The organism is Chitinophaga sp. (genome assembly GCF_019236475.1).
Lineage (GTDB): Bacteria > Bacteroidota > Bacteroidia > Chitinophagales > Chitinophagaceae > Chitinophaga.
The window spans coordinates 142,039-165,234 of the sequence record NZ_JAFAIX010000010.1 but is presented as its reverse complement, the minus strand read 5'-3'; the positions used below and the strand labels follow the sequence as shown (position 1 = coordinate 165,234).

General features: G+C 44.4%; 13 protein-coding genes. 10 read left to right on the top strand and 3 right to left on the bottom strand.

The genetic code is table 11. The annotated features are described in order from the left end of the window. Nucleotides 1-217 precede the first annotated feature (217 nt). From JO154_RS14270 to JO154_RS14245, 6 genes are all read left to right on the top strand, one after another. Nucleotides 218-7,264 (top strand): LamG-like jellyroll fold domain-containing protein, encoded by a 7,047-nt coding sequence (locus tag JO154_RS14270; RefSeq protein ID WP_291946613.1) that lies wholly within the window; start codon nt 218-220, stop codon nt 7,262-7,264. 91 nt (nt 7,265-7,355) lie between these two features. Next, entirely contained in the window at nt 7,356-9,557 is a 2,202-nt protein-coding gene (locus tag JO154_RS14265) for a hypothetical protein (RefSeq protein ID WP_291946611.1), read from the top strand. A gap of 1 nt (nt 9,558) precedes the next feature. Beyond that, nucleotides 9,559-10,611, top strand: coding sequence for an acyltransferase (locus JO154_RS14260; RefSeq protein ID WP_291946609.1), 1,053 nt, complete (start codon nt 9,559-9,561; stop codon nt 10,609-10,611). Between the two features lie 107 nt (nt 10,612-10,718). Then, a complete protein-coding gene (locus tag JO154_RS14255; RefSeq protein WP_291946607.1) occupies nt 10,719-12,140 on the top strand; it encodes an O-antigen ligase family protein in 1,422 nt (473 codons plus the stop codon). A 16-nt stretch (nt 12,141-12,156) separates the two neighbouring features. Continuing rightward, nucleotides 12,157-12,903, top strand: a complete 747-nt coding sequence (locus JO154_RS14250) for a TolC family protein (RefSeq protein WP_291946605.1) — start codon at nt 12,157-12,159, stop codon at nt 12,901-12,903. A gap of 14 nt (nt 12,904-12,917) precedes the next feature. Further along, complete coding sequence (locus JO154_RS14245; protein WP_291946604.1) at nt 12,918-14,570, top strand: hypothetical protein; 1,653 nt, start codon at nt 12,918-12,920, stop codon at nt 14,568-14,570. Nucleotides 14,571-14,630: 60 nt separating this feature from the next. On the opposite strand, the gene metK is transcribed toward JO154_RS14245, so the two are convergent. Genes metK through JO154_RS14230 form a run of 3 tightly spaced genes read right to left on the bottom strand, consistent with a single transcriptional unit; the run spans nt 14,631 to nt 18,135 of the window. Next, the gene (gene metK / locus JO154_RS14240; RefSeq protein WP_291946601.1) at nt 14,631-15,887 is read right to left on the bottom strand and encodes a methionine adenosyltransferase; all 1,257 of its coding nucleotides are present in this window, start codon (nt 15,885-15,887) and stop codon (nt 14,631-14,633) included. A gap of 21 nt (nt 15,888-15,908) precedes the next feature. Next, nucleotides 15,909-17,264, bottom strand: a complete 1,356-nt coding sequence (locus JO154_RS14235; RefSeq protein ID WP_291946598.1) for a DUF4270 family protein — start codon at nt 17,262-17,264, stop codon at nt 15,909-15,911. 52 nt (nt 17,265-17,316) lie between these two features. After that, nucleotides 17,317-18,135: a glycogen/starch synthase gene (locus JO154_RS14230; RefSeq protein WP_291946596.1), complete on the bottom strand. Its 819-nt coding sequence runs from the start codon at nt 18,133-18,135 to the stop codon at nt 17,317-17,319. Between the two features lie 110 nt (nt 18,136-18,245). On the opposite strand from JO154_RS14230, the gene panC reads away from it, so the two are divergent. The 4 genes from panC to ppk1 all read left to right on the top strand — a co-directional run bounded on the left by panC (nt 18,246) and on the right by ppk1 (nt 23,164). Beyond that, nucleotides 18,246-19,112 carry a pantoate--beta-alanine ligase gene (gene panC / locus JO154_RS14225; protein WP_291946594.1) on the top strand — a complete coding sequence of 289 codons (867 nt, stop codon included), beginning with the start codon at nt 18,246-18,248 and terminating at the stop codon, nt 19,110-19,112. A 231-nt stretch (nt 19,113-19,343) separates the two neighbouring features. Continuing rightward, complete coding sequence (gene panD, locus JO154_RS14220; protein ID WP_291946592.1) at nt 19,344-19,688, top strand: aspartate 1-decarboxylase; 345 nt, start codon at nt 19,344-19,346, stop codon at nt 19,686-19,688. A 50-nt stretch (nt 19,689-19,738) separates the two neighbouring features. Then, entirely contained in the window at nt 19,739-20,770 is a 1,032-nt protein-coding gene (locus JO154_RS14215) for a lysylphosphatidylglycerol synthase transmembrane domain-containing protein (RefSeq protein WP_291946590.1), read from the top strand. Between the two features lie 246 nt (nt 20,771-21,016). Then, nucleotides 21,017-23,164 carry a polyphosphate kinase 1 gene (gene ppk1 / locus JO154_RS14210; RefSeq protein ID WP_291946588.1) on the top strand — a complete coding sequence of 716 codons (2,148 nt, stop codon included), beginning with the start codon at nt 21,017-21,019 and terminating at the stop codon, nt 23,162-23,164. The last annotated feature ends 32 nt before the right edge of the window (nt 23,165-23,196 follow it).

The window sequence follows — 23,196 nt, the reverse complement described above, 5'->3', positions numbered from 1 at the left end:
TACATACTCGGGGACCCCAGTAATACAACCTTACCAATAATTCACCTTATCCTTCGTTAAAGCCAACTTTGGTTTGGAATAATTAATCCCAATCCTCCAACAATTTTTGCCATCTCCTTTGGAATTCATGCGTTTTCGTATGGGCGTTTTCGTATGCCATACGCGAGCATCAATAGTTACAGCGCAATTCACTGTCCTATTCATAAACATGAATGTTATGCAAAAATTTCTACAAATCCTGTTCTGCGTTCTTCTGCTATGTTTCAAGCAGGCCAGTTCACAGAGCGTTATTGACCCCAATGATCCCATCGTCAGGTACACTGGCGGCACATTGCCCGCTCAGCCTGCAGATGGCGTAATAGGAAAATGGATTAGCACCGACAGGAGTGGTAACATGCCATATGGCTGGAAATCCACTGCCCTGAAAGCATATATCTACAAGGGTATGGCTTTCCGTGTGCAGTTTCCAAAATCCTATAACCCCACCGCCAACGATGGAAAAAAATACCCCATCTTCGTATTCTTTCACGGTAGAGGTGAAGCCGGTCCTATCCAGGATAATGAATGGCAACTGTATCACGGCGGTTACATCTTCAGTAACGCAGTGTTGAACGGCCAGTTCGACGGTTACCTCTTGTATCCCCAAAGCACCGGCGGCTTCTGGACAGATTTTGAATTGAGTCGCACTAAAGAAATTCTCGATTACATGGCAGCCAACAATAAAGTAGACCTGCTACGTGTAATCGATAATGGTCTTTCCAGTGGAGGCGCCGGTACATGGACTTTCAAATTGACCTACCCTTCATATGTAGCTACTTGCTTACCTATGAGTAGTTCAGGTGTATCATTGAAAGATCCGGCAAACATAGACAAGTACAAATTCACGCCCGTATGGCTTTTCCAAGGAGCGCTGGATGGCTCTCCTGCACCATATACATCTACGGATGTAGTCAACACTGCTAAAGCAGCCGGTGCCAACATTCGATACACTATTTACGATGGCGTAGCACACGATACCTGGTATCATGCCTGGGCGGAGAGTGATTTTCTTCCAACCATGAACAGGGCGCATATACTGACCCCTTATCCATTGTTTGGGAGAGCCGAATTCTGTGTCGGAGATCCTATTGGCCTTACCGTGGGTATTTCTCCTGGTTTTTCTGCCTACAAATGGCAGAAAGATGGGCAGGACATTCCTAATTCAAATTCCAATTCCATCAGTGTTACCGCACTTGGTTCCTATGCAGTAAGTGTTTCGAACGATAATGGCCTCACCTGGTCTGTGTTCTCTCCTACTCCATTGGTAGTAAAGATCAAAGCACCTACACAAACGCCTCCGATTTCAACAGGCATGAAGAGCAATGTGATACCAGCCCCAGATGGCAGCACTAGTGTCACTATGCGCTTGCCTGCGGGATATACGGTATATAACTGGTTTAACTCCTCTAATCAACTGCTCAGTACAGATAGTACTTATACCACTAGCGTAGTAGGCAGTTACACCGCGACCGTGACAGAACAATACGGTTGCTCCAGCAATCCTTCTGCACCTTTCCTCGTGGTAAATGCAAAGGGCCCAAATGGTCCGGATCCTATACAGTCACTCACCGCAACGGCAGTATCAAAAACATCGCTGCGCCTCGACTGGACAGACAAAGCAAATCCACTCTATAATGAAACATTCTTTGAAGTATATCGCTCGCTGACCCCAGGAGGTCCATATACACTGGTAGCAAAGGTTCTACAGGATATTGTCACCTATACCGACAATGGATTGATCCCTAATACCAATTATTATTATGTCATTCGTCCTATCAATAATAACGCTGCTGGCCCTCTATCTGCAGAGGTTCGCGGTGCCACGATTGCAGACACGAATCCTCCTACCCCTCCGGCCAATCTACGTCTGAATGGCGCCAGCACCAGCACTTCCATTCCAATTGCATGGGATGCCTCTACAGATGATGTAGGCGTTGCCTCTTATGATGTGTACGTCAATGGCGTTAAAACCTATACGGTAGATGCCAGTCAGACGAATGTGGTATTATACGGATTGACCAGTCAACAATATTATAGCATATACGTAGTTGCGAAAGACTTGAGTGGCAACTATTCCGTTCCTAGTACACAGCTCTCCGTTAACGCGATCGGGCGTGGCTGGAAATGGACTTATTACGAAACCCCAAGTGGTACCACCTGGTCAAACTTACCGAACTTCGGTACGTTAACGGCGCTGGCAACCGGTTACAGCACCAGCACAGATATTTCTGTTCGTCAAAGGGATGTGAATTATGGTATGATGTGGACAGGATATCTTCGTATACCCGTTACCGGTACCTACCAATTCTCTACCTACTCTGATGATGGTAGTAAACTGTTCGTCAATAAAGCCTATACATATAGTGGTACCGCCACCGTTAACAATGACGGCGCCCATGCTGCACAAACTGCCACTGGCAGTATCTCCCTAACAGCAGGGCAAGTGGTACCTATTACCGCTGTATTCTTCCAGGCAGGAGGTGATCAGGTAATGCAAGTAAAATGGCAGATCCCTGGTACCAGTAGTTTTGTAGACATCGATCCTTCTTATCTACAGGAAAGCGCTACCAGCACAGGTACCGCGCCGGCCTCTCCCTCTGGCATCACCGCAGTAGCCAATGGCTATAAGAGTGTGACCATAAGTTGGACAGATAATGGCACCAATGAGGAAGCCTTCGAAATTTACAGAGCTAGCGCTCAGAAGGGCACGTTCACTATCGTCGGACGCGTGTCTCCCAATATCACCAGCTACACAGATATGCAGGTACAACCTAATACCCGCTATTACTACCGCGTACTGGCTGTAAATAAATATGGCTCCAGCGCACAGTTGAACTCTTATCCATATACTGCCATCTGGAAACTGAATGGTAATACTGCCGACTCCAGCTACGCAGGCAATAATGCCACAGCAGGATCTGCAGTGACCTATACTTCCACTGATGTGAAAGAAGGCTCCCAGGCAGCAGTTTTCGCTGGTAATACGAATGCTTACCTCGCTGTCAGCAATGGGACTTCCGGTAGCTTCCTCCAGGATAACTTCAGCAAGCGCACCATTTCCATGTGGGTCAAACCTACCAATGTGACGAATGCCAATCAGTATATCTTTGAACAGGGAACCCGTGGCAACGGGCTAGCGATTCGCCTGAATAATAAAGTGCTGGAAGCGGCCTATGGTGGCGGTGGTGGTACCACTGTCATAAAAGCCACTGTTACTCCTCAGTTGAGCAATAACACCTGGTATCATGTGGCAGTAGTGTTTGATACCAATGGTAAACTGACAATATATCTGAACGGCCTGGGATATACCAGCACCAGCAATACCAGCACCGCTATTACCAATAGTACCGATATCGCCTATATTGGTAAAGCCAGCAGTACTAATGCTGCCAACAATGCATTTAATGACGGTTCTCCAGGTACCTTCTCTGGTGTGATTGATAATATTATTGTTATCGACAGTGCATTGAATGCTGCCGCCATTGGGGCGCTGCAAGCAGGTACGCTACCTTTGAACATGACGAATACTGGTGGCCTTCCAACAGTACCGGCAGACCCAAGTACATTGACAGCAGCCGTTCAAGGTAAAAACATTAAAATTACCTGGACAGACAATGCCAGCAATGAGAGTCAATATGAAATCCAACGCTCCGTGGGCAGCAGCACTGATTTCCGCGCCCTCGCTACAATAGGACCGGTAACAGGAACTGGCGCTCAGGGAACCTATACAGATAGCAGCGTTTTCGCCAATGAAACATATAACTATCGTGTTCGTGCAACCAACGATGGCGGTCAATCTAATTTCTCCAATGTAGCTTCTGCTACTGCTCCGAATAACCCGCCGGTGGTAGCCGCTATTCCAAGCAGAACTATCAGGTACGATAATCCAATTCAGATTCCATTGGTAGCTACAGATCCGGATGGGGATCCGATTACGTTCAGCTTCATGAACCTGCCTACCTTTATTACATTGATGAATGGTCCTACTGGCCCGTATCTCAATGTGGCCACAGATGTTACCAAACAAGGTACTTACCTGAATATGGTAGTCATTGCCAATGATAACCACGGCGGCAGCGATACGACTAGCTTCAACCTCCTCATCAATGATGACTATCCTCCCGTACTCAATCCGATTGCGAATGTGAGTATGAATGAAGGAGAGACACAAGTAATCAATCTGACTGCTACCGACCAGGATACCACTAATACCTTCACCTGGACCGGTGTAAATTTACCATCCTTCATTACCTTGAATGGCAACGGTCTGAATTGTACCGCTACCATCAATCCTGGTTATGTGGATGCAGGTACTTATCCTGTAACCGTACGGGTAACGGATAACAAAGGCGGTACTGATATGAAGACATTTACACTGATTATCAGTAAAGGCCATCCAAATGGTCGGGTGTTGATGAATTTCAACAGGAGAACAGTTTCCTCATGGGATGGATGGAATATTAGCTCCACAAATACCATGACTAACCTCAGAACTGAGCCGGGTGATACTACTAGAATAGGTATCCAGTTGAAGAACTTAGGTATGCTCTGGGATCCGAGTCCACCTGTTGTTCCTAGCGGTGCAACCACTGCTTATCCAGCCAAAGTTTTCAATGAATACACTTATTTCGGAGCCTTAACTTACAATCAACCGGACTCTATACCGGTAATAATTTCCGGACTGGATATTTCAAAAGTGTACTATTTGAAATTCTTCTCTGGAAGCAGTTCCTGGATGGACAATGCGAACGGCGCCACCACTTACCGTGTGGGTGACAGCACTGTAGTACTTTATACCAGGAATAACTATAGTAACACAGCCAATTTCTACAATATTAAACCCAATGCAGACGGTACTATCCTCGCCGCGGGTTTAAGAAAAGATCCAAGTTATCTGGGTGAGTTCAGTGTGATTGAACTTGGCTGGAATTACGATGATGGCCTCGCTCCTGCCATGCCGAAGAATTTTGCAGTCAATTTAGAAAATCAAAAAGCAAAATTAACTTGGATAGATGTTGCCTATAATGAATTGAGCTACCAGATATTCAGAAGTCAGGATAGCATTAACAACTACACATTGCTGGCTAGCACTCCTCCGGATGCGACCAGTTATATAGACACTTCTGCTATTGGGAATCAGACTTATTATTACAAAATCAGAGCCTACAACAGTGCAGGTGGTTCTACCTTTACCAACTATGCCGGTATCACTTTACCAAACAGGGATCCAGTATTGGATAGTATCCCAGATGTTAAAGTGCGCGCAGGTAGTGGGGTAACTATCAATCTCCATGCAACAGATGATGCAGTAGATCAACCTGGCCTGCAACTCTTGGCTGCCGGATTGCCATCTTTCGTAACATTTACAGATGCTGGCAGCGGTAATGGTCAACTGGTGTTCAATCCAACTACAGATAACGTTGGTACTTATAATATCACAGTCACAGTGCAAGATACCCATGGTGGTACTGGCTCTAGAAGTTTCAGACTGTTTGTATCTGATAAAAATACTACACTGACTTACTTCAGCCTTGGCGGTACTCAGCCAGCAGCGGCGCCTTGGAACAATCTGTTAGGTGCTCCACTGATCGGCTCTAACTCAGGAAACAATGTAGTGGATGAAAATAACACGCCAAACGGCATGACATTTAAACTGCTGACCACCTTTGGAGACGGATGGAATACCGATAATGGTATGAACACAGGTCAGAACGTAGGTATCTACCAAGATTCCGTGATGATGACATCCTGGTATCTGAAGAGCGGTACTGCTAAGATGGTGGTGCATGGCCTCGATCCAAACAAACGATACAACTTCGTTTTCTTTGGTAGCCAGAACTATGGTTATGACGCTTCTACATCTTATACAGTCAATAGTCAGACCGTTACGCTCAACGGTGCTTACAACATCGGTAAAACAGTGCAGGTCAACGGAGTAACCCCTAGTGGTGATTCCGCACTCATAACGCTCACCAAACCTGCTACACAAGATGCGAAGTCATGGGCTTACATCAATACCCTGGTGGTAGAATCCTACGATCCAACAGTAGCAGTGGTTAGTCCTGGTAGCCTCCGTGCAACAGTGCTCGACAGCAAACGGATTTCCCTCGTATGGGCAGATCGTAGCAACAACGAAACCGGATTCCAGATTTATAGGAAAACTGGCATTACCGGTACGGAATCGCTCTTAACTACTACAGCGGCTGGCGTAACCTCCTATATGGACACCAACCTGACTCCTAACACACCTTATATCTATCGTATAAGAGCGGTGAAATCAGGCGTCTATTCCGACTACAGCGGCAGCGCCGGTGGTACCACTTATGCCCTGAATGTATATGTCAACTTCTGTGATACCAGCCTCGCGCCAACACCTTGGAATAATACCGCCAGACGCCCTGCTCCGGGTGTATTGATCTCCAATTTATTGGATGATAGTGGTATGCCTACCAATATCGGTATGACGATAATGGACAACTTCGCAGGGATTTATGGTGGCCAGGGTATGAATACAGGTAATAACTCCGGTGTATATCCGGATGCAGTGATGAGACAAAACTTTGTATTGTTCGCAGGCGCGCACGCCAGCATGAAGATCACAGGACTCAACCAGTCACTGGCCTACAACCTGACCGTCTTCTCTAGTGCACTTGACCTGATGGATTACAATACCAAGTTTACAGCCAATGGCAAACAAGTAACCTGGTTGAATGCTTATTACAACACCCAAGGTACTGCCACCATTTACAATGTGGTACCAAACCAGAATGGTGAAATTAGACTGGATGTAGACGCGGGTCCAACTTCTAGCTATGGCTTACTGGGCGCAATGGTGATTCAAGGTTTCACTCCTTCTAACCCAGGAGCGATTCCAGGTACTTTACAAACATTGAATCAGAATGTAAAGGTAGCCGCAGACCAGCCAGCTATGAATGCAACTAACGGCAACACATCAACGGTATTTGCAGATGTCAGCGCATTCCCGAATCCATTTGTCAATCAACTGAACATTGACATGAGTATGCAACGTAGTTCAAGCGTGCTGCTGGAAGTGTTCAACCTCAATGGACAACTGGTATACGGCGAAATGCTGTCGCAGGTACCAAAAGGAAGGTCTACACTGAGAATCAATACAGGAGGAAGTATCACTATACCAGGATACTATCTCATTAGGTTAACCGATGATCAGCATAAGACGAAAGTCATTCGTGCGATCAAACAATAAAAAATAATCATTCAATCTTGTTGGAAAGAGATGCTGCACCCGCGGCATCTCTTTTCCAGCAACTGGATGAAAGCGAAAAGTTGAATTTTATATGGATGTAATCTATTTTCTGAAGGCACTACTGAAACGAAAATGGCTGATTCTTATCAGCTCAATGCTGGCTGTAGTGGCAGCCTTCTTCTTCACCATGAACAAACCCAGGCTGTATGTGTCGACCGCACAAATGGCCACCGGACTCACTTACACCGACCAGATCAGGCTACGCGATGATCACGTCAACATGTTTGAGGTAGACCAGAAGTTTGACGGTATTATCACGACCGTTACCTCTCCTATTGTGATCTCCTTACTTTCTTACGACCTCCTGTTGCATGATATGGGCGGAAAAGGGCAACCTTTCCGCACCTTGAAAGAAGCGCAACTGAAGAACCCCGTGATGAAAAAGGCGGACAAACAAAAGATGTTGATGCTCTGTCAGCAGAAACACGATTCCATGCAGATGTTGAGTGCCTACCGCCCAGATGAAAAAGAACTAGAAGAGGTGTTAAAGATTTATGGGTATGATTATGAGTCGGTGCGCAATGTTTTGTTTGTATCACGCCTAAATCGCACGGACTATATCAATCTCGTTGCCAGTTCAGAACATCCGGAGCTTTCCGCATATATAGTCAACAGACTGTATGCAGAATTCATCCGCTACTATCGCAGTCAGCGCTCAGAACAGACGGTAGAAAACGTGGAAACCTTCGAAAGCCTCGTTGTACAGAAGAAAAAAGAACTGGACCAAAAAGTAGAAGCGCTTCGCGCCTATAAAGCTTCTGAACGTGTGTTAAACGTGGAATCCGCCAGTGGTAGTGAGATGGACCAGATAAAAGGTTTTGAGAAAAAGTTGTTCGATGAAAAAGCTAATATGAATACGCTCCAGGCATCCCTGGAAAATGTCAATAACCAGTTGTCCCTTGCCAGCAGTGGAAAAACAGTATATAATACTGGTACCAATGCAGATATTATCTCACTACGTCGTCAGATCAACGACCTCAATGAAGAGTATCAAAAAGGCGGTGGCTCAGATGATGCATTAGAGGCGAAGATCAAATCCTTACGCGGACAGTTACAAGGTAAACTGGATCAGATGACCACCACATCTGGTAAGAATGTGACCAATATAGATGAACTGCAACAAAAGAAAGGTAGCTTGCAAGCGCAGATCAAAGCTACCGGGATGAACATTTCTACCCTTGAATCTAGGATCGCTTCCCTCCGCGGTACGCTTGGCTCCTACGCCAGCAAAGAGGCCACAGTAGGCTCTCTGCAGCAGGAAGTAACCGTGGCCCAAGAGGATTACAATAAATTGAAAGAAAAACTTAATGCCGCAATTGATAATCGCGCTGCTCCCCAGGATGGGTTCAAACAAAGCCTGGTAGGACAACCTGCTATCAAACCTGAATCATCTAAAAGGCTCATCATGATGAGTCTTTCGGGCATATCCGTTTTCTTCTTATCCACCTTGGCCATTATCTTCATGGAGTTCCTAGATAACTCGTTGAAGTCGCCCTCCATCTTTGAACGCTCTGTGGACCTCAAACTGATCAGTACTATCAATCGTACAGATCTTCACAGATACAGCATCCTGGAAATCTTACAGAAAAGAGTGAAAGTAGCGCCGGATGATAAGAAGCAACGACAGAATACTTTCCGAGAGCTCCTACGAAAGTTGCGCTATGAGGTGGAACATAGTGGCAAACAGATATTCCTGTTTACCAGTACAGAATCACAGCAAGGTAAAACCACGCTGACGCAAGCCCTCGCCTATAGTCTGAGCCTGAGCAATAAAAAAGTACTCATCATTGATACCAATTTCTGTAACAATGACCTGACCGTACAATTGGAAGCCAAGCCCACCTTGGAAAGTTTGTCTATCCCTCCTGGGAAATTCAGCATGGAAAAAATCAAAGATATCGTAACGAGGTATCCTTCTGAAGGTGTAGAAGTAATTGGCTGTAAAGGTGGCGACTATACGCCCTCTGAAATTCTGCCGGAAAATCACTTGCTCAATTACTTGCCGGAGCTGGCGAAGCACTACGATTTTATTCTGCTGGAAGGTGCGCCACTCAATGATTACACCGATAGTAAAGAACTGGTGAACTATGTGGAAGGCGTTATTGCCGTATTTTCTTCAAGCGCTTCTCTAACACAGACCGATAAAGAGTCCATCCAGTTTTTGCATAACCTGGGCGACAAATGCATTGGCGCCGTATTAAATAAAGTAAAAGAAGATTACCTGACCTTATAAGATGAGCACCGCTACCATTGATATTGCACCAGCTCCAAAAGCAGCAGCATCACGCTTTGAGTGGGTCGACTATGCCAAGGGCATTGCCATCATCTTGGTGGTGTACCGTCATATGCTGTATGGATTACAGCATAGCGGTCTGCCAGTGGCACAGTGGATTATCGACGGCAATAACATGTTGTTCAGCTTCCGTATGCCATTGTTCTTCTTGCTTTCTGGCCTTTTCTTCCAGTCAGGACTGCGTAAACGTGGCCCTGGTGGCTTATTTACAGAAAGAGTAAATAACCTGTTGTATCCATATGTACTGTGGGCGGTTATCCAGATCACTTTGCAAATCGTCTTTGCAAAATATGCCAACGCCAATAGAACAGTATGGAATTACTTGGATATTATCGTACAGCCGAGGGGGTTAGATCAACTTTGGTACCTGTTTGCCTTGTTTAATGTAACAGCACTATATCTATTCAATCATATCGTGCTAGGCTTGAACGACCGGCTACAATTATTGCTGGGATTGATTTTCCTGGCACTCGCCCCGCTGGTCATGCAATGGAGCACTTTTTATGATGTCATGCTGCATTACATTTTCTTTAGTATTGGAGTACTCTCAGCGCCACTATTACTGGAAAAATCGATGCAAGACAGACTCGCGTCTGGCTATAATCTACTACTATTTCTGCCGGTATTCGTGTTATCCCAATGGTATTTTCTCTATCACCAACAGATGAATCTTTATCTGTATGCCGTGATAGCATTGATTGGTAGCGTATTCATGATGATGCTTTCCGCCTGGTTATCGGGTCATCAAAAGTTATTATTTATGAAGACGATTGGTCATTATAGCCTCTACATTTACCTGATGCATGTGATGCTGGCCGCGGTGGTAAGGAGTCTGTTGCTGAAAAGCGGACTCATAACGAATGTGCCGTTGTTATTATTGATCCTGATAGTAACCGCCATTCCATTATCTATACTGGCATATAAAACATTAATGGCGTTGAGAATGGGCTGGTTATTCAAAGGTCCTTTTACTGTTAAAAAACAACCACTATGAAGAAAGCTGGCAAACAGATGAGCACGGGCTTTCACCAGCGGCTGATCAATATTTTCATTGCGATCGTACTGTTGTCTTTGTTAATAAAAGTTATGTTTCTCTAATTTATGGAAGCGGTAAAGCTACAGCGATCAAATATTATTTTGCTGGCACTGCTCACCATAGCAGTACCACTGATATCCTACATCACCTCCAGCGACTTTAAAATGGGGGTGCTGATCTTGTTTGCCATATTCGGTATTACGCTGGCTGTAGTATGCTTCAACAGTGCTAAGATGGGATTTTATATCACCATTACAACGGTGATGACTATCCGCTTTTTTGAACGAATTTACGGCCAGGAGGTGCAGGTGGGTTTAGCGCTGGATACTATGCTATTCAGTGCAGTACTGGGAACACTACTCAAGAAAAATCGCAAGAGTGAAAACCCAGTAAACTATTATAAAGAACCTTTATTGTTGCTGCTCTACTTGCAGTTTATATATTATTTCTTGGAAGGGTTTAACCCTATGGCTCCTGGTAAGGATACACTGGTGGTATTTATGCGTATCCTACTTCGTTACTTACTGTTTGCCATTTTAACCACCATGGTACTCAAGACGAAGAAAGACATTTATACCTTTTTCAAGTTCTGGCTGGGCCTATCCACGGTGACCGCGGTCTATGGCTGTATCCAGGAGTGGTTCGGACTTCCTTCCTGGGAAGTGGCCTACATGATGGCCACCCCCGAGAAATTGGCCACCACTATGATCGACGGACATCTGCGTGTATCCTCCACGATGAGTGATCCGGCCGTTTATGGGATTATGATGGCCGCTACTTCCGTTATGCTGTTGATACTGCTCAGTGCCAGTACAAGTGTCATCAGTTGGGGAAAGAAACTGGTCATATTGGTAGCCCTATTATTTCACTTGATGGCACTAGGATATTCCGGCACCAGAACCGGATATGTGATGATCCCAGCAGGACTATTTCTTTTCCTCTTGGTAAACATTCACAAGCGGAATACCATTATTGCCGCGATGTTGTTCACCATCATCGGCGGTGGAATTTTATTTGGTCCCTTCTATGGTAATGCCACGCTTAACCGCGTAAGAACGGCCTTCATCGGTACAGAAGATGCATCGTTAAATGTGCGGGAAGTAAACAGGCATAGTGTGCAACCATTTATGTATTCGCATCCTTTTGGCGGCGGCCTTTTCACTATTGGTGGAGAAGGTAAGGCCTATAATCCCGGGCATCCGCTGGCAGGCTTTCCGCCAGATAGTGGACTGGTAAGGATTGTACTGGAAATGGGTTGGATAATGCTCATCATTGTATTGATATTTCATTATATACAAATGAGTACTTGCATTGGCAATTACTTCCGGTTCACAGATGAATTGGACAAGCTGCTGGCTATTTCCGCCGTATCCATGGTGTTTGCTGTGGTCATCTCTATGTATGCCCAGGAAACAGGTGGATTGATGGAAACGGCCATTTTTATGAATGCCATGACTGGCGTGATTGTGAAATCAAAATATTTGTAACTGAAAATAAGCATGTATGAAAAAACTGCTGTTGTTCGCTTTATCCCTTTGTTTTGTGCTGCATGTGCAGGCCCAAAAAGATTCCCTGGGGCTTAATAACATCCTGAAAAGCCCCGTATTGGAAGCACGTTTCAAGCAATTGCTCATTGACCTTGCTAGCAAGACGCCTATACAGGATGCTGTAGAGACCAAGGAAAAAATCAGCGATTATCAAATTGCCAATGCCAGGTCACAATGGCTCACCCATGTTACTTTTTTCACCAACCTAAATGAAAATAGTTTCAATAGGAACAATACTTATTACAATAATCCTAATGATCCTAAAAACGATAATAATAAAAATAATTATTATCCTACCTATAACCTAGGACTGGCTTTCACTCTGGGTGATTTCTTTACTACGCCGAGAAATGTAAAAATTGCCCAGGCGCAGAAGAAACTATACGAAGCAGAGCGACAGGCAGATTTGCGCGGTAGCAGGAATAAAGTGTTGACAGATTACGAAATTTTTGTTGCTACTAAAAAATTGTTTGAACTACATCTCCCCTTGTTGGAAGAAGCACTGAATAATTTTCAGTCGGTTGAAAAGAAATTTGCTGCAGGAGAGGTTACCCTGGAGGTTTACAGTGCTGCTTACAAATCCTACAATGTAGAAATGGTACAGAATGTAAAACTGACCAGAGACATGAATCAGGCAAAGATAGACCTGGAAAGCTCCATCAATATGCCATTGGAAGCTGCGATTCAATTAATGAGTAAATAATCAATCTGCAACGGATGAAACAAAACAAACCGCTTTACTTCGCCTGGATTTTTCTGACAGTATTGCTAATATATTCCTGGATTAGGATTTCTCAATTGACTGGCGGCCACTTCTGTTATTCGCTGGATGACGCTTTTATTCATATGGCGGTAGCCAAAAACTTCGGGCTACATGGCGTTTGGGGAATTACCCCTGATGCCTATGGCTCTGCCTCTTCCTCTCCATTATTTACAGTTATCCTGGCCATCATTTTTCGTACAGGCGTTAACGGTTATATGGTGGGATTCTGGATTAATGTGGTAACCGCCTACCTTTTGCTATATAGTGTACATCGTATACTGTTGAAATATGCTATGCCGGCTACAGGCCGACTATTAGTCCTACTTTCATTGATTATACTACTGCCATTTACCGTCATCATACTTACAGGTATGGAACACCTGTTGCACTTGTGGTTCTCCCTGTTATTTTTACAGGCTGTTGTAGAGATGATCACCGCAGAGAAGATAAGTACAAAGCAAATACTGATCAGTGGCGCGTATGGCGCCTTGATGGTTGGCGCCCGCTTTGAATCATTATTCTTATTAGGGTCCGCAGGTTTGTTGTTATTATATTTTAGGGAGATAAAAGTCGCCCTGATAATGGGTATCCTAGCAATACTCCCCGTAGTCTTGTTCGCGGTTATCTCCGTAGCTCATGGTGGTTATATACTGCCTAACTCCGTATTATTGAAAAGTAGTGGCGGTGCGGCCAGTTCAGGCGGTATGGCACAAGTACTCCAAGAAATATTGATCTATCGACTAATGTATGGCAATAGTACAGTACAGGGTTTATTTCATACAGATCCTTCCAGAGCTTATAGTACCTCTATTTCCGGTACCTCTCTGATTAGAATTTTGATAATAGTACCTATACTTGTTTTATTGGTGAAAGCCAAAGCAGCAGGCACACGCGCCCAACAGGCCATGTATTTTGGTATCGTATTGACTATTGCCTGTGCCTTGCACATGGCATTGGCAGCAGTAGGCTGGATGTTCCGTTATGAAGCCTACTTGGTAGGACTGGCCATTATCAGCATCTCCTTATTGTTATGGAGTATCTGGCCAGCAGTAGTCAATTGGTATCAAGGAATTGGATTACCACAGAAGGTAATATTATTATTGTTGTTCTTCTTTGCTGGCAGTCCCTTCTTTGCAAGAGCCGTGGCTGGATATCGCGTACAACATAGAGCTTGTCGGAATATCTATGAGCAGCAGGTACAGATGGGAAAATTTCTGAAGCAATATTATCCAGGAACCGCCGTAGCGGCCAATGATATTGGCGCGGTGAGTTTCTTATCCGATAGTCGCATCATAGATATATGGGGCTTAGGGAATAATGAAGTAGCTAGAAGCAAACTAACCGGCACTTACAGTAACGACTATCTGAAAACATTCCTGCAAAAAGAAGGCGTAAAGGTGGCAGTGATATATCGAGATTGGTATGGTCCTACCCTCTATAGCAAGTGGACGGAAACTGGTAATTGGAGTATACAGGACAATGTAGTGTGTGCAGATAGGATTGTATATTTCTTCGCGTTAGACAGTGCCGATGCACCTGCATTACGGAGGAATCTGGAGGCCTTTAAAGCGAGTTTACCATCAACAGTTGAATCCAAGATATACTAATAAAAGAAAGCGGCTGTTTCATGATGAAACAGCCGCTTATTATTTTTAAGATGGGCAAGCTTACAGATTAAAAGCTGCTTTCACTTTATCAACGTAGTCCAGTTTTTCCCAGGTGAAGAGTTCTACTTCCACTGATTTTTCGTTTTTCTTTCCTTTGTTGAATACTTTAGTAACCACTTTAGGTTCGCGGCCCATGTGACCATAAGCAGCAGTTTCGCTATAGATTGGGTTACGCAGTTTCAGACGTTGTTCGATAGCGTACGGACGCAGGTCGAAGATTTCTTCCACTTTCTTCGCGATTTCGCCATCAGTCAGGTTTACTTTGGAAGTATTGTAAGTATTCACGTAAATACCGCAAGGTTTAGCTACACCGATAGCGTAAGAAACCTGTACCAGTACCTCATCGCAAACACCGGCAGCAACCAGGTTTTTAGCGATGTGACGGGTAGCGTAAGCAGCAGAACGGTCTACTTTGGAAGGATCTTTACCAGAGAAAGCACCACCACCGTGAGCACCTTTACCACCGTAAGTATCAACGATGATTTTACGGCCAGTCAGGCCGGTATCACCGTGAGGACCGCCGATAACAAATTTACCGGTTGGGTTGATGTGGTGTTGGATATCATAACCATCGAACAGATGTTGCAGTTCTGGTTTCAGTTTTGCTTTCACGCGAGGAATCAGGATATTGATCATATCCGCTTTGATTTTCGCCAGCATAGCCTCGTCTTGGTCGAAATCATCGTGCTGTGTAGAGATCACGATAGTATCGATACGAACTGGTTTATTATCATCAGAGTATTCGATAGTCACCTGGGATTTTGCATCCGGGCGCAGATACTTGATTTCTTTATTTTCACGGCGCAGTTCAGCCAGTTCCAGCAGCAGTTTGTGTGCCAGATCCAGTGCCAGTGGCATGTAGTTTTCAGTTTCGCGAGAAGCGTAACCGAACATCATACCTTGGTCGCCTGCACCTTGTTCTTCAGGAGATTTACGGTCAACACCCTGGTTGATATCAGGAGATTGTTCATGGATAGCGGAGAGGATACCACATGAATTAGCTTCGAACATGTATTCGCTCTTAGTGTAACCAATTTTACGGATTACTTCACGGGCAATGTCCTGTACATCGAGATAAGCTTCGGATTTCACTTCACCCGCCAGCACAACCTGACCTGTAGTTACCAGTGTTTCACAAGCAACTTTAGATTTGGCATCGTATGCGAGGAAGTTATCAATCAACGCATCAGAAATCTGATCTGCAACTTTGTCTGGGTGGCCTTCTGAAACGGATTCAGATGTAAATAAATAAGGCATAAAAAACTTGGATTAGCAGTTTTATGGTTTGGTATAAATAACTCGCAGTTTCAGACTGTACTGAGAATGATTGCCACCGCCAGCTTTCACGCGGGGAACATCCATCATCAATGAGGAGAAGCCCTCCAGTTTGAATCCGTTGTTAGTTTCATTCTTTTTGATCAACTGAGCCATGTAGTGGTTCAGGCTAAATTTGTATTGTGCAACCATTACACCTCCAAAGTTGGTGACAATCTGCTTAGGTGCGGTATAAAAAGTTGTACTTCCTGCATCAATCGGGACCTTGGTGGAATCGCCGTTTGTATACTGGCGCAAAGTTAAGCTAGATGGCTCAATAAAAATATTATTTTTATCACTTTCTCCCACAGTTATCTGCGTGATAATCAGTTCAGCAGAGTTGATAATTACATTCGGGAAATTCTCCAGATTAGGGATGGTCACTTTCGTGAACAAGCCAGGAGCCGCCTGCAAGAACAGGATACTGTCGCCTTTAGGATTATTCGTGTTAATATAATTGCCTGCTTCAGAGCCGTTATAATTACGAAGGAAAGTAGTCGCATGGCCGCTGGTAGAGCCGCTAAAGCCAAATGCGGTACGCATGGTAGAGTCTTTTCCATTGGCTTTATAGAACACGGTCAGTTTGGTATTTACACTGTTCATGTTCACATACAGCATATTCTTGTGGTTCGCTGCCATGGTATCCGGAATGATGGCAAACCCTTTCAGGAAATCGCGGAAAGAGGAATCTGTAGCAAAAGCGCCGTCCGACTTCTGTTGCAGCAATAAGTTACCAAAAGCGCTGCTCAGTTTAATACGGATCTGTGCCGCTTCCATCGTTCCCAACACGTTCACAGAGTCGCGTGCAGAAAGCGGTGTAACGGTAGCAGTACCCAACAATTCTCCTGGATTATACCCCAACACTTTATTGTAGGCATAATTGGAATCAATTTTGAAACCTGGTTCATTCATCCGGTAAACATTGAATGTTTGCGGAGTGGTAGAATCCCCGGTATAGCCAGAATAGCTCAGGGAGAGCACTACGGAGTCCAGTGTTTGGTTAGTACCTTGGAAAGTAAAAGCACTTTGAGGCAACCCTACCTGCATGAATAAGAAGGCATGGGTTTTCCCAAATACCGGATCTGCAGTGATGGAGCCGAGAATATGCGTATAGCTATTAAAGTTGTTGATTATAGTTGAATCGTATTTTGATACGTTCCTGGTAATAATATTGGAAACTATTGAATCCTGGCTGTTTACCAGATCCCCTGGAGGGATCAGGTTTGTACCGAGGAGGGTCGCCTGATTACAACCGGAGGATGCGTATAATACAGAGACAATGGCAGCTACGTAGCTTAGGTTCCTGAGTTTAATCTTCACGCGTTATGGTGTTTATGAGTAGTTGAGTTGCCGAACATTCGTTTCATCAAAGCTATTTACCCAGTAACTGGTTATATAGCTGCAGGTAATCACCCAGATCTTCATTTTCTTTCTTGAAAGGCAGTATGATCTTGCCTTTTTCAGCCTTCACCTCATCCACCACTTTTTTCTCCAGTTTGTCGGCTGCAAGTACCACGGCATCTGCATATTTGGCAGCGCCTCTGTTCAATGCGGAATTGGTTCCTTCCTTGAACAGTTCCATATCTTTCTCTTTGATCTGGTTACTGATGGTAGCTTTCTTTACAAAAGTTGTTCCCAGTTTTTCTTTGAAGGTATTAGGAAGCATGGAGTAAACGATTTTGCTGTTGGCAAAAACCGGTTCTTTCTTATAGGCAGTTTTCAGATACATTGGTATCAGGGAGGTCATCCAACCACTACAGTGAATGATGTCCGGAGGCCATCCGAATTTCTTCACCGTTTCTAAAGCTCCCTTACAGAAGAATACAGCACGGGCAGCATTATCATCAAAGAATTGTTCATTCTCGTCAGCAAATACTGTCTTACGCTTGAAATAGTCCTCGTTATCCAGGAAGTAGACCTGCAGTCGGGCATTAGGAAGCGATGCTACCTTAATGATCAACGGATAATCATCCCCGTCAATCACGATGTTAATACCAGACAACCTTACCACTTCGTGCAAACGGTGTCTTCTCTCATTAATAATTCCAAATCTCGGCATGATCACTCTCACTTCCAGTCCGGCCTCATTGGACTTAATTGCCATTTTATTGACCATCGCCGCGTAATCACTCAATTCCAGGTAAGGCGACATCTCTTGGGCAATAAAAAGAATTCTTTTCTTTGTGGACATTTAACGCTGATTATTAATGCAGTAATTTTTAATTTGGCTTGCAAAATTACGGATTTTTTACGGAATATTGGCCAATCTGTCAGTTTTAACATCCTTTTTAACAATGTTTTATGTATCAATTTAAGCGTGGTATTGACCTGAAGAAGCACCTGGACCTGGTAAGAAAAAGTGGCAAAACAATTGGTTTTGTGCCTACTATGGGCGCCCTGCATAGCGGGCACCTGTCACTTATTCAGGCCGCAAAAAAAAATACCGATGTGGTAGTTTGTAGCATCTTCGTCAACCCAACTCAATTCAATGACCCGAAAGATTTTGAAAAATATCCCATAACAATTGAAGCCGATATTAAAAAATTAAATGATGTATCAACGGATATTGTTTTCCTTCCATCCGTAGATGAAATGTATCCTGAAGGGCTTTCTGACGGTATCCACTATGATTTTGGCGACCTGGAATCCATTCTGGAGGGGAAATTCCGCCCAGGACACTTCCAGGGCGTCGGCCGCATTGTACATAAATTGCTGGATATCGTTCAACCCAATAAACTCTTTATGGGCCAGAAAGACCTCCAACAGTGTCTTATCGTCAGTAAGTTACTCAAAATCATTGGATCTTCCACAGAATTAGTTGTATGTCCAACGGAAAGAGAGCCCGACGGCCTCGCTATGAGTAGCCGAAATGTCCGCCTCTCTCCCGCTGCCCGCAAGACAGCAGTAGCCATCTATCAGGCATTGACAACACTGAAAAATAACTTCGGTAAAGATCTCTTGTTCATGGAATCAGCCCATGAAGCCATAGATCAACTCAAAGAACTTGGATTCGAACCGGAATACGTGGACATCCTCGCCCTCAAAGACGATATGCTCCACTCACTCGATCAACCTGCCGATGACCATACCGTTGTTGTGGCTGCCATCGCTGCTTGGCTAGACGGCGTGCGCCTCATCGATAATATGATCCTTAAAGGCAAACTGTAAACCTCTCACACAAAGACGCAAAGGAAACGTAAAGACGCAATAGTTTTATACTATATATGTCCAAAGAATTGTTAAATTATTTTCGTAAATAATATCTTAACATTCCTTCAAACATAATCCATTGCCCCTTTGCTGCTTATGCGTCTTTGTTTGAATCACTTCGGCTTTGGGTCGAAACATTATTTTACATAGCTTTGCAGACACTCCTCCTCACAGGGAGTCGATTGAATTATGCAAATAGAAATATTAAAGTGTAAGATCCACCGCGCGGTCGTGACAGAAGCCAACCTCCAGTACGTAGGTAGCATTACCATCGATGAAGATCTGATGGATGCAGCGGGTCTCATTGAATACGAAAAAGTACAAGTCCTCAATGTAAATAACGGCGAAAGACTGGAAACTTATGTTATTAAAGGCAAACGCGGCTCTGGCGTTATCTGTATGAACGGCCCTGCTGCCCGCCTCGTTGCCCCTGGTGATATAGTAATCATTATTTCCTATGCTACCATGGACTTCGAAGAAGCTAAAAAATATACGCCAATAGCCGTCTTCCCTAAAGAAGGCAACAAATTATAATCGCCCTGACCGGTCTCTAACCAATTGTAACACCCTAAACTATCGCCAATATGCCTAAAGCACTTAAGAACCTCATTAAGTTTATCTGTTTTTTCGGCATAGGTGTACTCCTCATCTGGTTAGTTACCAAAGACCTGACACCCGAAGAATGGGATCAGATGAATCAGGCATTCCATCGCGCAAACTACTGGCTGGTAATCCCCGCAGTCATACTCGGTATTGCCAGCCACTGGTTCCGCGCTACCAGATGGAAATTACTCATGAAACCACTGGGTCACCAACCCACTACCCTCAATACCCTTTTTGCGGTGATGGTAGGCTATCTCGCTAATCTTGCCGTTCCTCGACTCGGCGAAGTTACCCGCTGTGGTATCCTAGCCCAATACGAAAAAATCCCTGCTGATAAACTCGTTGGTACGATGATCGCCGAAAGAGCAGTAGATATGCTCTGCCTCATCTTACTCATGGCCCTGACCGTACTCACGCAAGTAGAAGTACTCGGTAGCTATGTAAACCGCGATATTCTCACCCCTATCGGCAACAAAATAGCGAACGCCAATTTTGTACAATTACTCGTATTACTGCTGATACTTGCCGCTGCAATAGGTATCACTATCTGGCTGCTGAAAAAATTCGCCCGATCTAAAGCTGCTGTTACCATTAAAAGCCTGGCCCGTGGGGTGATGGAAGGCATTCTCTCCATCGGCAAAATGGAAAACAAATGGGCGTTCATCTTCCAATCAATCCTCATCTGGTGTTGCTACCTCTCTCAGGTGTATATCGGATTCTACTGCCTGTCTGAAACCACGCACCTCGGTATCCCCGCTGCATTGGCAGTACTGGTGATCGGTAGTATAGGCATGATCGTTACCCCCGGCGGTATCGGCGCCTACCAAACACTGGTACAGAAAACACTGGAACTCTACGGTATCAATAAAGTCATCGGATTCGCCTTTGGCTGGATCATCTGGGTAGTGCAAACGATCCTGGTAATAGTACTGGGCTTTGTGAGCCTTATCGCTCTTCCGATCTACAATAAAAACCGCCATCAAAAACCTGGCATCATTCCTACCAGCAAATAATTTATCTTATTATCGACTGTCACCAGGTTGCTCCTTTTGCTTCTTGGATAAGTTTCCATGGTATTTCACTATTCCATTTCTTGCTGATCATCTACTGCTATAACTTAGCGAATCAATCCTAAACAACAATAGGAATATTGATTTTATCTCAACGGTTTTCATTAACTTTAATTTAATGCCTACATTAGATCTAAAACCGTAACATCGCACATCTATTTGTGAATTTTTGAATGTAAAAAAGTCCGTATGCGTTTGCAGAAGAGTGAGAACCTGGATATTATGACAATGCCCACAGCAGTTATACCAAAAAAAGTTACCCGCAAAAAGGCTCCTGCGGAGAAAAAGAAAATGATTGCAAGGGATGTCAGTTGGCTGGCATTCAATGCAAGAGTACTACAGGAAGCTGGAGATAAAACGGTCCCCATCTATGAAAGGATCCGTTTTCTTGGAATATTCTCCAACAACCTGGATGAATTTTTCCGCGTACGTGTTGCTACCCTGAAACGCATGCTCTCCTTCGGAAAATCCGCTGTCAAAATGCACCTTGAAGAAAACCCCGGAAAAATTATTGACTCCATTCAGACTATCGTAATGGAACAACAAAGGGAGTTTGACAGAATTTGGAAGGAGATCGCAGTTGAAATGGAAGAACAAAATATCTTCCTGCGCACAGAAAAACAACTGAATAAAGAACAACAGAAATTTGTACTGAACTACTTCAACGAACAGGTAAGAACGAATATCATTCCCCTGATGATTGAAAGTATTCAACAGTTTCCTATTCTGCGTGATAAATCCATTTACCTGGCCGTAGTACTTGCCCGACAGGATAATAGCATCGGGCAGAAATTTGCCCTGATCGAAATTCCTTCTGTCCTACCAAGGTTTATCATCCTGCCGGCAAAACCAGGCGAACATGATATCATTTTGCTGGAAGATGTCGTGAGATTCTGTCTCCCTAATATCTTCTCTTACTTCGGCTTCGACAAATTCAGTTCCCATATCATCAAGGTAACCCGCGATGCAGAACTGGATATCGATAATGATATTGCCGACAGTATCATTCATCAGATTGAGAAAGGATTGAAAGACCGCCGTAAAGGTAAGCCAGTACGCTTCGTCTACGATAAGGACATCGATCCCCTCTTGTTGGAATACCTGATCCGCCGCCTCGGTCTCTCCGGAAAAGATAACCTGATCCCCGGCGCTCGTATCCACAACTTTAAGGATTTCATGGACTTCCCGGAAACCATCTTTCCACCACATTCTCATCGCAAATCTTTTACACATCCCCTCTTCCTGAATGCTAGCAGTGTAATGCACGTCGTGCAAAGACAGGATGTAATGCTGCATTTCCCTTATCATTCATTTGATATCATCATAGATCTCTTGCGGGAAGCCGCTATCGATCCGAATGTTTCCAGCATCAAGATGACTGCTTATCGCCTAGCTAGGAATTCTAAAATTGTCAATGCCCTCATCAATGCCGCACGCAATGGGAAGCATGTAACCGTCATCTTGGAACTCCGCGCTCGATTTGATGAAGCGGCCAACCTCGACTGGAAAGCACGTCTGGAAGACGAAGGGGTTAAAGTACTGCTGGGCATTCCCAATATGAAAATACACGCCAAGTTATGCGTGATTAAAAAACGTATTGGCAATAAAACAATTCAATGCGGATTTGTCAGCACCGGTAACCTCAATGAAAGAACCGCTCGCGTATACGGCGATCACTGCTTACTCACCGCCAACCGCGCTATCATGGCAGATATTAATAAGATCTTTGCCTACCTGGAAAATGGTCGACACGATATCAAATTATTGGAAGGCTGTAAAACGCTGCCGGTTAGTCCGCTGAACATGCGCAACACGTTCCTCCGACTGATAGACCGCGAAATCAAAAATGCCCGCAATAAAAAGAAAGCGAGTATCATCATTAAGATGAACTCCTTATCTGACGCCGTGTTGATCGCTAAGCTCTACGATGCCGCCAAAGCCGGTGTGGATATTAAAATGGTGATCAGAGGTATCTGTTGCGCCTATACGGAGAATAAAAAGTGGAAGAAGAATATACATGCTGTCAGCATCGTGGACGAATACCTGGAACATGCCAGGGTGTTTATTTTCCACCATGGCGGACAGGAGAAAGTATACATTGCTTCTTGCGACTGGATGATCCGCAACCTCGATCATCGGGTAGAAGCTGCTGTGCCAATTACGGACCCGGCTATACGAAAAGAGCTGTATGAAATCATGAAAATCCAGCTCAGCGGAAATGTAAAAGCACGTATACTGGATAATGAACAGAAAAACGAATACTACCGAGAAGGCGATAAAAAAATCCGATCCCAGGTAGAAATCCTAAAATATCTACAAGAAAAACAATACCAGTAAGCAATTGCTGGTATTGTTTTTTAGAGGAAGAG

Bases quoted from the DNA above. Each gene is read 5' to 3' on its own strand.
- JO154_RS14270 (WP_291946613.1), top strand. From the start codon at position 218: ATGCAAAAATTTCTACAAATCCTGTTCTGCGTTCTTCTGCTATGTTTC.
- JO154_RS14265 (WP_291946611.1), top strand. From the start codon at position 7,356: ATGGATGTAATCTATTTTCTGAAGGCACTACTGAAACGAAAATGGCTG.
- JO154_RS14260 (WP_291946609.1), top strand. From the start codon at position 9,559: ATGAGCACCGCTACCATTGATATTGCACCAGCTCCAAAAGCAGCAGCA.
- JO154_RS14255 (WP_291946607.1), top strand. From the start codon at position 10,719: ATGGAAGCGGTAAAGCTACAGCGATCAAATATTATTTTGCTGGCACTG.
- JO154_RS14250 (WP_291946605.1), top strand. From the start codon at position 12,157: ATGAAAAAACTGCTGTTGTTCGCTTTATCCCTTTGTTTTGTGCTGCAT.
- JO154_RS14245 (WP_291946604.1), top strand. From the start codon at position 12,918: ATGAAACAAAACAAACCGCTTTACTTCGCCTGGATTTTTCTGACAGTA.
- metK (WP_291946601.1), bottom strand. From the start codon at position 15,887: ATGCCTTATTTATTTACATCTGAATCCGTTTCAGAAGGCCACCCAGAC.
- JO154_RS14230 (WP_291946596.1), bottom strand. From the start codon at position 18,135: ATGTCCACAAAGAAAAGAATTCTTTTTATTGCCCAAGAGATGTCGCCT.
- panC (WP_291946594.1), top strand. From the start codon at position 18,246: ATGTATCAATTTAAGCGTGGTATTGACCTGAAGAAGCACCTGGACCTG.
- panD (WP_291946592.1), top strand. From the start codon at position 19,344: ATGCAAATAGAAATATTAAAGTGTAAGATCCACCGCGCGGTCGTGACA.
- JO154_RS14215 (WP_291946590.1), top strand. From the start codon at position 19,739: ATGCCTAAAGCACTTAAGAACCTCATTAAGTTTATCTGTTTTTTCGGC.
- ppk1 (WP_291946588.1), top strand. From the start codon at position 21,017: ATGCGTTTGCAGAAGAGTGAGAACCTGGATATTATGACAATGCCCACA.